Genomic DNA, 11,853 nt, shown 5'->3' with positions numbered 1-11,853 from the left:
ACGGTTTCGTAACGGCCGCCTCTGGGTATCACATAGCCATGACGGATCACCGACCAACCCGGATAGCCGGTGTGGAACGGGGAACCGGCGCGCTCGCTTTTGCTACGTGCCTTGCCTTTTCGCTCGGTATCGCGGCGCTCACGCAGTCCGCCTTCTCCACCCTCGTGGCCTGCGCGAGCATCGTGGCCGGGGTCACACTGGTTCTGAACATTCTGCCGCACAGGGCATAACCAAGCCCGCCCTTGCCCCACCAGCCGAATCCTGGTGGCATCTCGGCACATCGACGTGACTCGGAGGCGGGCGGCGGGCCGTTCTAGGGACGTCCAGCCGCCTCGGCGGGAGTGAGAGCTGATGTCGCGGCCTGCGAAGACTCAGCCGCGTGCATGTCCGGCTGCACCTGCCGGATCGGGACGCCTCGCCTGCTGCCGACCACGAACAGCGCGACCAGTACCACGCTGAACCAGACGTAGGTGTTGCCGATGAAGTGCTGCCATGGCGTCCACATGGTTTCGCGGTGCTCGCCGTCGGGCAGCCAGTTGTGCGGACCGATCACGAAGACCGCCGTGGTGACCACGAACGTCATCCACCAGCCGATCGCCCGCCTGCCAGGAAGGCGAGTCGCGTATCCGGCCATGGCGAACAACGCCGGCGCGATCCATACCCAGTGGTGCGACCAGGAGATCGGCGAGACGAGCAGGGTGAAGACGGCGTTGATGGCCAGGGCGAGCGCTGGGAGGTCGGCGGCCCGGCGCATCGCGGCGACGACCAACGCAAGCAGCGCGGCGCCCAGCACCAGCCAGACCACCGTGAACGCGGGCTCGGGCACCTCGAACCGGGCAAAGACCGCCTGAATCGACTGATTGGTATGAAATGCCGACCCGCTCAGCCCGGACACGTTACCGAGCCCGCCGAACCAGTATTTGACCGATTCTTTCGGAAGGATCGCGAAGCCGAGTGCCGTCGCGGCCGCACCGGTGACGGCGGCGGTCGCCGCCGCACGGTAGTCCCGGCGCACCAGGAAGTACAGCACGAACGCCGCGGGCGTCAGCTTGATCGCGGCGGCGATACCGATCAGCATGCCGCGGCGCCAGCGCGGCTTGTGCGTCAGGCAATCCGCGGCGACCAGCGCCATCAGCAACAGATTGACCTGGCCGAAGTCCAGCGTCGAATGAATCGGCTCGAGCAGCAGTCCCAGCGGCGTCGCGCAGGCCGTCGCCCAGACCGCCAACCTGCGCCGCGACTCCTCCGGCCACACCCGCCGAGCCACCACGTAGAGCGTGATGGCGAGCGCGGCCACCGAGGAGACGAAGAAGCTCAGCGCGGCCACATCCCAGGGCAGCATCGCGAACGGGCCCAGCGCGAGCGCGGCGAACGGCGGATAGATGAACGGAAGACCCGCGCCGATGGTGGTCTGCGGCAGTTGGCCGTACATGTCGGCGCCGTGCCGCATGGCGTCGACGCCGAGCCGATATACCTGCAGGTCGATGAATCCGCCGGTGATCTCGTCGAATGGCCAGACCGGCTTCAGGAGACAGAAGGCGGAGAACCCGACCGCGAGAACCGGTGCCAACCGCAGCACACGCCCGAGTCGACGGTTATGGGACATCGGCGTTTCGGCGGTGGCGCTGACACTACTCATCCGCGGCGACTATACCGACCTCTCTCCGCGCGTTCAGCACGTGGGACGGCCCGGTCGCGCTCGTCGCGTGAAGGGCCAGGAAACGGGTATGCCACCAACAGCCCGAGGCAGCAGAGGAGGTCGGCACATGACGGTCGCGACCCCGGTCGATGCGGGAGGCGATGAGCGATGAAGGCGCCCGGCGCTGCGGAGTTCGTCCCCGAGGGCGCGGATCTGGCGCGGTTGCGTCAGGCCGCCTGCCACTGCCGCGGGTGCGATCTCTACCGGCACGCGACCCAGACGGTATTCGGCGCGGGTCCCGCGAACGCGGATGTCGTGGTGATCGGCGAGCAGCCCGGCGATCAGGAGGACGTGCTGGGGCAGCCATTCGTCGGTCCGGCCGGACGGCTGCTCGACCGCGCGCTGGCGGAGGCCGATATCGACCGTGACGCGGTCTACGCGACCAACGCCGTCAAGCACTTCAAATTCGTCGAGCGCGGCAAACGCCGGATCCACAAGACGCCGGGACGCACCGAGGTGGTCGCCTGTTCGGCGTGGCTCGATGCCGAACTCGACCTGCTGCGACCCCGCTTGGTGGTGTGCCTCGGTGCGATCGCGGCACAGGCGGTGCTCGGCCCTTCGTTCAAGGTCAGCGCACAACGCGGAGAGGTGATCGAGGCCGAGGACTATCGAGTCGTCGCCACCGTGCACCCGTCGGCGGTACTGCGTGCACCCGACCGCGCGGAGGCCTATGCGGCGTTCGTCGCCGATCTGCGCATCGTCCGCGCCCAGCTCGGAAACTCCGCGGCAGCGCGCTGAAGGCCGCGGCGCCTGAGCGCGGCTTCACCCACGCGCGCGGACAGCGCTCACTGCCTTGCGGGCCGCCACCAGAACCGGATCCCACACCGGAGAGAACGGCGGCGCGTATCCGAGGTCCAACACCGTCATCTGCTCGACGGTCATCCGGGCGGTCAGTGCAACCGCGGCGATGTCGACGCGTTTGCCGGCGCCTTCGCGCCCCACGATCTGCACGCCGAGCAGCCGGCCCGTCCGGCGCTCGGCGAGCATCTTCACCGTCATCGGCTCCGCGCCCGGGTAATAGCCGGAGCGGCTGGTGGATTCGATGGTGACCGTCACGTACTGCAGGCCTGCCGCCCTGGCGTCCTTCTCGCGCAAACCCGTTCGCGCCACCTCCAGCTCGCATACCTTGCTCACCGAGGTGCCGACGACTCCGGGGAAGGTCGCGTATCCGCCGCCGATGCCCGCTCCGATGATCTGGCCGTGCTTGTTGGCGTGCGTGCCCAGCGGAATGTGGCGTTCCCGGCCGGAGACCAGATCCAACACCTCGACGCAATCGCCGCCTGCCCAGATGTTCTCGTGCCCACGCACCCGCATGGCGAGATCGGTGCGCAGTCCGCCGTGCTCCCCCAACGGCAACCCCGCCGCACGGGCCAGTTGCGTCTCGGGACGCACACCGATTCCGAGCACCACGACGTCCGCCGGATATTCCGCGGTGTCGGTCACCACCGCGGCGATCCGGCCGTCGTCCCCGGTCCGGATCTCGGAAACCTCCGCATTGCCGACGACCTCGATGCCCATTCCGCACATCGCGTCGCGGACCATGGCGCCCATGTCCGGATCGAGCGTGGACATCGGCTCGGCGCCGCGGTTGACCATCGTGACGTCGTAGCCGCGCCGGATCAGGGCCTCCGCCATTTCGACGCCGATGTAGCCCGCGCCGACGACCACGGCGCGGTTGCCGCGCGCCCGCTCCAGCGTCTCCAACAGTGCCTGGCCGTCGTCGAGCGTTTGCACGCCGTGCACGCCGCCCGCGTCGATGCCCGGCAGCGGTGGCCGGACGGGCCGGGCGCCGGTGGCGATCACCAGATGGTCGTAGGTCATCCATGCCTCGATCCCGGTATCGCGCTCGCGGAAGCGGACCCGGCCTTTGGCGACGTCGATCTCGGTCACCTCGGTGTGCATCCGCAAGTCGATATCCCGGGAGCGATGTTCGCCGGGGGTGCGCGCGATCAGGGCGTCCCGCTCGAGGACGTGGCCGCCGACCCAGTAGGGAATGCCGCAGGCCGAGAACGAGGCGAAACCGCCGCGCTCCAAGACCACGATCTCCAATGCGCTCGCGTCCTTCATCCGGCGCGCCTGCGACGCCGCCGACATCCCCGTCGCGTCACCACCGATGACGACCATGCGCTCGCCCATGGTCTTCACGCTACGTTCGGTGCGCATGCGGCGGGCGCTGGGGCCCGGTTTCCGCGAGTTTCCTGGTTGCCATGCGGTCGACCCGCGACTAATTCACACTGATCTTCTGGCAAACGCGATATGAGGGCAGCGTTTTCACCCGGGAGCACACATGACCGACACCCGATCCGCCTCCGACGACGAACGTCGGCTCGCCGAACTCGGCTATAAGCAGGAACTGGCCAGAACGTGGTCCGGATTTTCGAATTTCGCCATCAGCTTCACCATCGTGTCCATCCTTACCGGTGGATTGGCCAGTTATGGAATCGGATTGGCCAATGGCGGGCCGATCACCATGGCGTGGGGATGGCCCCTGGTCTCGATCATGGTGCTGTTCGTCGGGCTCGCCATGGCGGAGCTGGCTTCCGCCTACCCGACCTCGGGTGGGTTGTACTGGTGGGCCGCGGAGCTGGGCGGTCCGGTGTGGGGGTGGTTCACCGGCTGGTTCAACCTGATCGGTCAGATCGCGGTCACCGCGGCGATCGACTACGGCGCGGCCATCTTCACCACCGTCGTGCTGAACGTCATCGGCGTCGACATCGGCACCGACCGGACGGCCATCTTCGGCGTGTTCGCCGCGATCCTGGTCCTGCACGCCGTACTGAACGCGATCGGCCCGCACCTGTCGGCGGTGATCAACAACGTGTCGGCGTGGTGGCACGTCGGCGGCGTGGTGATCTTCGTCGTCGTACTCGGGTTCGGTGCGAAGCACCACCAGAGCGCGGGATTCGTCTTCACCGAAACCGTCGACAACAGCGCGATCGGATTCGGTGGGGTCGCATTCAGTTTCCTGCTCGGCCTGCTGCACGCGCAGTACACCTTCACCGGCTACGACGCGTCCGCGCACATGTCGGAGGAAACGCACGACGCGTCCCGCATGGCGGCGAAGGGCGTCATCAACACGATCATCGTGTCGGCGATCGCCGGATATCTCCTCATCCTGGCGGTGACGTTCGCGATCCCGAATCTCGACGACGCACTAGATCCGGAGCAGAACAGCGGCTATCCGGTGATCTACATCCTGGAGAACTCGCTGACCGGGTTCTGGTCGGGTCTGCTGCTGGTGATCGCGGCGGTCGCGCAACTGTTCTGCGGATACGCCTCGGTGACCTCGGCCTCGCGCATGCTGTTCGCGTTCGCGCGGGACGGCGCCGTGCCCGGGGCGAAGCTCTGGTCGCGGCTTTCGGCGCGAAAGGTGCCCGTGCACGCGGTGCTGTTCATCTCGTTCTTCGCCTTCGTGCTGCTGATTCCGTCGATGTTGGTGCCCGCGCCGAACGCGCCGACCGCATACGCGGCCGCCACCTCGGTCGCGACTATCGGCCTGTACATTGCCTATGGCATTCCGATCCTGCTTCGGCAACGCCACGGCGCCCGATTCCGCACCGGTCCATGGCAGCTCGGCGCGTGGTATCGACCGGTGGGTGTGGTCGCGCTGATCTGGATCGCGGTGATCAGCTGCTTGTTCATCCTCCCCACCGACGCTCGCGGCTACCCGTGGCATCCCGAATTCACTTGGACCACCGTGAATTACGCGCCGCTGACCCTGGTCGGCGTGGTGGGTGCGATCGGGATCTGGTGGCTGATGTCGGCGCGGAGCTGGTTCACCGGACCGAAGCGGACGGTGGACGAGCCCCCCGCCGGCGAGCAAGAGACAGAGGCACCCGCCGTCGTCTGAAGCGAGTCGCTACGGCGAGATCGAGTTCCCCGCTTTGGCATGTCGAGTTTGTCGGCCTCGGTCGCTAGGGTTTGTCGGCATGGAAAGGACCGACCTGGCACGTCTTTCGCCCGCCGGAAGAATTGTGTTCCCTGGAAATCCCTGGCCCGAGGGGCATGCGATCGAGGAGTTCGCGTGGACCGGCCGTATGGACCAGGCGGGTGGCCTGTGGTTCGATCTGCATCTGCGGTCCGCGGACTACGACGCCGATTACCGGCCTGAGGACCACCGCGACGACGACAGTGACATCGACGAGGATTGGCTGTCGCCCATCGTGTGGCAGAACTATCACCGCTGCACGTTGTCGTCCACCTACTGGGGCGAGGACGAAGGCACCGGCCTGCGCGCCGCCGCGCCCGGACGCCCCTTTCTGTTGACGTCCGAACAGCCGCAATGCCTCACCGTCGATCCGCTCCCCTTGGCCGACGCGGAAGACGTCGAATGCCTGGCGTTCAACATCTATCTGCTCGGGCACGACTCGGTCGCCGACCAGGAGGTCTCCTTCACCCGGCGCGCGGACGGCAAGCACGACATCGACTGGCAGGGGCGCATCGCGCTGACCTACGCAGGCCAGGTCGAATTCCGGTACCGATTCCAGGCTCGGATCCCGGGCGCCACGCTGGAATACATCCGATTCCCCGCCGAGATCTCGGCCGAGCAAGCCCATCGGCAGCTCAGCGCCGTACTCGACGCTCCCGAGCAATTCGAACTCGGCCTCGTCGACGGGCAGCCCGCCTGGGTGTCGAGACTCCCGGCGTGATGCTCCGCGGCGTCCGGCCCTACTGACCGGGGGTATGGCCCGGCAGTATGCAGACCGCGTCCAAGCCGAGGACGTGGTTGAGTCGGCCGAACGCGAGCCACGAGCCGATGCTCATGCTCAGTTCGACCACTTCCACCTGGCTGTAGTGGGCGAACATGCGCCCGAAGAACTCCTCGTCGAGGTTGTGGTGATCGGTGGCGTAGTGCTCGGCGTATTCGGCGGCGAGGCGGGTGCGTTCGTCGAAGGCGTCGGTGCTGCGCCAATGCGCGACGGCGTCGGCGAATTCGGGCTCGACCTTCTCGCCGTCGCGCTCGGTGCGCCAGTCCAGGCAGAACAGGCAGCCGTTGATCTGAGCGATGCGCAGCCTGGCGGCCTCGAACTCACGCAAGCCGAGGGTGCTGTGTGAATAGACCGACAAGGAGAAGTTCGAGGCGGCGATCCCGATGCCGGGGACCATCTCGCCCCAGACATAGCCGATCGGGTCCTTCCCCTCAGGGATGTCGATGATCATGGGCGCTTCCTTCCGAGTTTGCCGACCGCGGGCCGCAGCGGAATGTCCAGTGCGTCATAGAGTCCGGGCTCCGCGGCTACCAGCCAGTCGATGGCGTCCACCAGGCGGCCGACGGCCGCGGCGTTCCCGCCCGCGGACCGGTTGCCGTCCTCGTCGGTCGCCACGACGGTCACCTCGATGCGCGGGTGACCCTCGATGATCACCCGGTGCGCACCCGCACCGCCGTCGGCGGGCGTGGGCCAGTCGGTAGCGCAGGACGGATGGATGCGAGTGACATGTTCCACGACCAGGCGCGGTTGCCCTTCGACGATCCCCTGGACCTCGAATCGCACGGCACCCTGGGTACCCGCGGCGAACTCGCCCATGGACGAGGTGGTGACCGTCGCCTCCAGGGCACGCCGGTCCAGCGTCTCGCGGATCTCGTCGAGCTCGACACCCAGCGCTCGCGCCATCAGCCGAATCTGCCCGCCCCACACCATCGTCGGCACCGATGGCGCGAGCATCGGCGGCTGGTAGTCCATCGGCTGGCCCATGCCGACCAGGTAACGCACCGAATCCGGCTGATCGTAGGTGGAGTAGTCGAAGATCTCCTGGCACCGGATCGTGTCCACCGTGCTGCCGAGCCCGCTGACCAGCAGTGGCAGTACGTCATTGCCCCACCCGGGATCGATGCCGGAGACGAACAGCGACCCGCCGCCTTCGGCGATCGCGGCCAGCACCGGCTCGCGCACCTCAGGTGCGGCGTTGCGCGGGTCGTACAACGCATAGAGCGCGGGCGTGACGACCACCGCGCCCACGCGCACCGCCCGCACGATGTCGGCGAGCGCGTCGTCGGGGCGAATATCGCCGGAGGCGGCATAAACGACGGCTGCCGGGCCGGCCGCGAGCACACCGTCGACATCGCAGGTGGCCGCGATGCCGAGCACGTGGCCGAGGCCGCCGAGTTCGCCCGCGTCGCGGCCGATCTTGTCCGGATTGTGCACGAGCACTCCGGTCAAGCGCAGCGCTGGATGGGCGTCGACGGCCCGGATGGCCGCCCGGCCGACATTGCCGGTGCCCCAGACCACCGTGGAGATCATCGATCGAGCGTAGCAAGCGCTTGGTCGGCTGTTCGGCGTTCCTGGAAAGCGCTCGCGGAACCCGGTCGTGGCACGGTCCGGATTCCGCTGCCGAACGGGCGGTTCCCGAACGACGGCGGCGATACGATGCCCCCATGGCGCACCCTGCTGCGGCGGGTCCGGGGGCGACGGTCGCATCCTACGCCGTCCGGTCGCTGTACCCGACGTTTCTCCCGCATGGCGGACTCGGCGCCGAGGACGCGCGTCGCCTGCGGCAACTCGACGCGACCAGTACCTACTTCCTGGCCGTCGCCGCCGCGGTGCCGTTGCTGGGCGTGGCTGGCGTGACCTTCATTCCGCCGCAGGACATTCCCGCCGTGATCATGCCGCTGCGCGTGCTGTGCGTTGGTAGTGCGCTGGCGTTCGTCGGCGTGTATTGGCTGTTCCGGGCGCTGGAAAAAGACCTTGCCGCGCTGGAAGGCCTCGCCGCGTCACGTCGATAAGCGGGGTCGCACCTCGACACCGGCCGCGGGTCGTTCGACGCCGTGCGGGGTGCACGTCGGGGCTGATACCGCGGGAGGCCCCGTGATAACCGCGGCTGGACCGCCAAGTGACTCGTGGCGTTGCTGCGCACGGGTGTTGCCGAGCGCCAGGGGATAGCGGCGCGGCTCCGGATCGCGGCTAGTACGGTTAACGCTGGCCGCCCGGCGCGGGGGCGGCGGTCGGGATCGGGCGGAAAGGCGGCGCGAACATGAACGATCCGTATTCGTCGTGGGCTGCCCGGAATTCGTCCGAAGACCTGCCACTGGCCGCGCGCTATCAGAGTGCGGACCCGATCATCTGGCACGGCAGCATGGTGTATCCGATGTACACCGAGCAGATCGGCCCTTCGCCGACTACCGTCACCGTGACAATGCTTTCCGCGGCGCCGCCCGCTGGGCTGCGCGGGCTGGGGATCGGTCTATCCGTAGTCGACGGCTATGTGGATTTGCACGGACGGCCGCTGGCCGGAGTCGATGCGTGGAGCGACGCACTCGCCGAGGGGGTCGGCTTCCACGTGACGCCGACGGCCTCGAGCGCGTTGGTGACTCTCACCCCGGTCTGGGTGGACGAATTCGGCACCCAGAAGTCCTGGACCGGCAATTACGGCATCGTCGTCGAGCACGGGCCGGAGGGGCGAGTCGTCTTGTGGTGCAGCATCGGCGAGGGACCCCCGAACTTCGCCAACCTGGTCGTGGCGGTGTCGACCGCTCCCACGGTGCTCGCGCCGGACGTATCCGCCACGAACGCGCCCGCGACGACACCGATGGCGATGAGCACGCCCGCCACTCCGTCTGCATCCACCGAAGGTCCCCCGACCGCGCCGACAATGCCGGTTCCCCGCATCGACGCTGCTCCGCGGGCGGGCGAATCCACCACTACCGCCAGTACGACCGTGGGCGAGTCCCCGCGGGTCGCGAATGGCCACCCAATTGCCAACGGGCGACCGGTCCCAGCCCGACGCGCGGGCAGTCTCTTCACGAACCTCCAGTCGTCACGGGGGCCTGCCCAGGAAGCTCCGCCTTCCGTCCCCGGAGCGGTGGAAGGCGACACGCAATCCGCACCGGATTCGCCACACCTAGGGCTACGCCTCCCGGACACGGATACGCGGGCCACAGCAGACCCCCGGCTCGGCGCTGCCACAGCAGACGCCCGGCTCGGTGCTGCCGGTCCATCGCCGACAAACCAACACTCTCCGGCAGATTCCTCGTATTCAGCACCCAGCCCGCTACTGGGGACCACACTCCCCGCAGCAGATGGCCCCGGCACTCCCTCCTCCCCGGGGCTCGCACCCACGCTCTCCGCGACAGAAGTCCCGCGGCTACTACCGGTCGATGCTCCCAACCCGCTGGCCGCGCATCCGCTGACAGACACCCCGCGCACTGATTCCAGCCCACGGGTGTCGAATATGGCGCAGCACACCATGGATGCTTCGAATCCTCCCTTCGGCCCACCGGTTGCCAATACACACCCTGCGACCTACCCCTGGGACTTGGCATCGCCGAATACGCACTCCCCAGGCACGCCGCAGCAGCCCCCAGGAGCGCCGCAGCAGTCCCAAGGAGCGCCGCAGCAGTCTCTAGGCCCGCCAGTAGCGACCATGCAGAGAGCGACGAATACCACGCACTCAGCCCCCGGTTCGTCGTCGCAGAACACGCAACCACCAGTAGGAACTCCCAGCTCCGCCCCCAACCCACCGGTTCCGGATACCGCGACCGATCCGCCGTCACCACCGCAGGCCGGCGAACGATCCGCGGCAGTCGATCCGCCGCGGTCCGCGACCGAGACCAGGCAGTCGGGCGATCCCGGCTATCGCGGCGCTCTCTACGATCTCGGCGTCGCCATGTCCACCATGGGCGAGGAAGAACAGGCGTGTGGGTTGTGGGCCCAGGCCGCCGAGGCCGGGCACGCGGGCGCCGCGTACGAACTAGGGCTGGTCCGGTACCGGCACGGTGATCGGGCCGGAGCCGAAACCTGGTGGCGCACCGCCGCCGACCGCCGCGAACCTCGTGCCATGGCCGGACTCGCCGATCTGCTGGACCAGCAGGGCAAACACGCCGAGGCAGGTTCCTGGCGCGCCTACGCCGCCGAGCAGCAACCCTCCGACGTGCTCGGTCAGACGACGTAACTGCGGGATCGATGCCGGACCGACGACCTCGAGCGGAAAACAACTGGCGCCTGCCTCCGAGCATGCCGTAGGTTGCCGGGCATGGGTGGCAGTGGCGGTGTGCACGCCGCATACGCGGTTGGCGGGTATTACATCCGGCTGCGTATGGCGGCCTGGGCTCTGCCAGCGCACCGTACCGCTCTGATCTCCTGATCCATTCGATCGGAATCCACGCCGACGGCCGATAGGCGCCGTCGGATCCGCCGTGCCCTGGCATGGGTCCGGGCGAATCAACCTTCCTGATTCGACCACTCCGTTCGGAGGACACCCATGTCCCGCCATCGCTCTCTTCCGCTTGCCCGAGGCAGCAGGCTCAGCACCCCGAGCACGCGAATGCGGCTGTCGCAGAACTTTCTCACCGATGCCGGTGCCGCGCGCCTGATCGTGCGCGCCTCCGGTGTGGGCGCCGACGACCTGGTGTTGGAGATCGGACCCGGTGACGGCATGCTGACCCGGCACTTGCTCGGTACCGCAGGCCGCGTCCGCGCCTACGAGAAGGATCGGCACTACGCGGATCTGCTGCGCCGCAGGTACGCGAATGATCGGCGCATCCACTTGTACCACAGGGATTTCCGCACGGTACGCGCTCCACGGGAGCCGTTCGCCGTTGTGGCCAACGTGCCGTTCGCCATCACGACCGACATCGTGCGCTGGTGCCTGGCCGCGCGGCAGCTCACCTCCGCCACCTTGCTCACCCAAATAGAGTTCGCCCGTAAGCATTCCGGCGACTACGGCCGCTGGTCCAAGCTCGCCGTCAGCCATTGGCCCAGGACAGCGATCGAGCTCGGCGCGCGTATCGGCAGGAACAGCTTCCACCCGGTGCCGCGAGTCGACACAGCCATCCTGCGGCTGCGTAACCGGCCCGATCCGCTGCTCCCGCGCGAGCTGATCGGCGACTACCGCAGGGTGGTCGAGCTCGGTTTCTCGGGAGTCGGCGGTTGCCTGGCCGCGTCACTGCGCCGGGAGTTTCCGGCCGGCACCGTACGCGCCTCCTGCGCGGCGGCCGGAATTCCGCTCGACCGGCCGGTCGGGCTGGTCGCACCCGATCGGTGGCTGGTCCTCTACCGAGCACTGCGCGCCTGACCAGGTCCAGCTGGGAGTGGCCCGGTCGGCGAGAAACGGCCGAACCGGGCACCCGCGGCATCCAACGCCCGGATCACGACGACACGCGGACCGACCGCGGCGTCTCGGCGATGAGCATTCGCCGGAGATGCCGCGGCCGGCCTACC

The 11,853-nt window shown here is 68.1% G+C and carries 10 protein-coding genes and 1 pseudogene; 6 read left to right on the top strand and 5 right to left on the bottom strand.

What is annotated here, in order from left to right; genetic code table 11:
* Positions 1-313 precede the first annotated feature (313 nt).
* Positions 314-1,639 carry a glycosyltransferase 87 family protein gene (locus AB0M45_RS23090; protein WP_364332707.1) on the bottom strand — a complete coding sequence of 442 codons (1,326 nt, stop codon included), beginning with the start codon at positions 1,637-1,639 and terminating at the stop codon, positions 314-316.
* A 168-nt stretch (positions 1,640-1,807) separates the two neighbouring features.
* Here AB0M45_RS23090 and AB0M45_RS23085 point away from each other — a divergent pair, with 168 nt between their 5' ends.
* Positions 1,808-2,437 (top strand): UdgX family uracil-DNA binding protein, encoded by a 630-nt coding sequence (locus AB0M45_RS23085; protein ID WP_364332704.1) that lies wholly within the window; start codon positions 1,808-1,810, stop codon positions 2,435-2,437.
* A gap of 24 nt (positions 2,438-2,461) precedes the next feature.
* On the opposite strand, the gene AB0M45_RS23080 is transcribed toward AB0M45_RS23085, so the two are convergent.
* A complete protein-coding gene (locus AB0M45_RS23080) occupies positions 2,462-3,862 on the bottom strand; it encodes an FAD-dependent oxidoreductase (protein ID WP_364332700.1) in 1,401 nt (466 codons plus the stop codon).
* Positions 3,863-3,986: 124 nt separating this feature from the next.
* Here AB0M45_RS23080 and AB0M45_RS23075 point away from each other — a divergent pair, with 124 nt between their 5' ends.
* Together AB0M45_RS23075 and AB0M45_RS23070 are read left to right on the top strand one after the other, a co-directional pair.
* A complete protein-coding gene (locus tag AB0M45_RS23075; protein ID WP_364332697.1) occupies positions 3,987-5,549 on the top strand; it encodes an amino acid permease in 1,563 nt (520 codons plus the stop codon).
* 79 nt (positions 5,550-5,628) lie between these two features.
* On the top strand, positions 5,629-6,348 hold the full coding sequence (locus tag AB0M45_RS23070) for a hypothetical protein (RefSeq protein ID WP_364332694.1): 720 nt from the start codon (positions 5,629-5,631) through the stop codon (positions 6,346-6,348).
* Positions 6,349-6,367: 19 nt separating this feature from the next.
* Here the strand turns inward: AB0M45_RS23070 and AB0M45_RS23065 are convergent, their stop codons facing one another.
* Positions 6,368-6,859, bottom strand: coding sequence for a carboxymuconolactone decarboxylase family protein (locus AB0M45_RS23065; RefSeq protein ID WP_364332691.1), 492 nt, complete (start codon positions 6,857-6,859; stop codon positions 6,368-6,370).
* On the bottom strand, positions 6,856-7,938 hold the full coding sequence (locus AB0M45_RS23060) for a dihydrodipicolinate reductase (RefSeq protein ID WP_364332688.1): 1,083 nt from the start codon (positions 7,936-7,938) through the stop codon (positions 6,856-6,858). Before AB0M45_RS23060 ends, AB0M45_RS23065 begins: the two co-directional genes overlap by 4 nt.
* Before the next feature lie 179 nt (positions 7,939-8,117).
* On the opposite strand from AB0M45_RS23060, the pseudogene AB0M45_RS23055 reads away from it, so the two are divergent.
* A pseudogene (locus tag AB0M45_RS23055) lies at positions 8,118-8,420 on the top strand (serine/threonine protein kinase); the annotation flags it as partial.
* Between the two features lie 640 nt (positions 8,421-9,060).
* Here AB0M45_RS23055 and AB0M45_RS23050 read toward each other — a convergent pair.
* Positions 9,061-9,261, bottom strand: a complete 201-nt coding sequence (locus tag AB0M45_RS23050; protein ID WP_364332685.1) for a hypothetical protein — start codon at positions 9,259-9,261, stop codon at positions 9,061-9,063.
* A 796-nt stretch (positions 9,262-10,057) separates the two neighbouring features.
* On the opposite strand from AB0M45_RS23050, the gene AB0M45_RS23045 reads away from it, so the two are divergent.
* Positions 10,058-10,585 (top strand): hypothetical protein, encoded by a 528-nt coding sequence (locus AB0M45_RS23045; protein WP_364332682.1) that lies wholly within the window; start codon positions 10,058-10,060, stop codon positions 10,583-10,585.
* A gap of 309 nt (positions 10,586-10,894) precedes the next feature.
* Positions 10,895-11,707, top strand: a complete 813-nt coding sequence (gene erm / locus AB0M45_RS23040) for a 23S ribosomal RNA methyltransferase Erm (protein ID WP_364332679.1) — start codon at positions 10,895-10,897, stop codon at positions 11,705-11,707.
* Positions 11,708-11,853 lie beyond the last annotated feature (146 nt).

The organism is Nocardia sp. NPDC051787, assembly GCF_040681325.1.
Taxonomy (GTDB): domain Bacteria; phylum Actinomycetota; class Actinomycetes; order Mycobacteriales; family Mycobacteriaceae; genus Nocardia.
The sequence above is the reverse complement of the archived record's forward strand: the minus strand, read 5'-3'. Positions and strand labels throughout refer to the sequence as shown.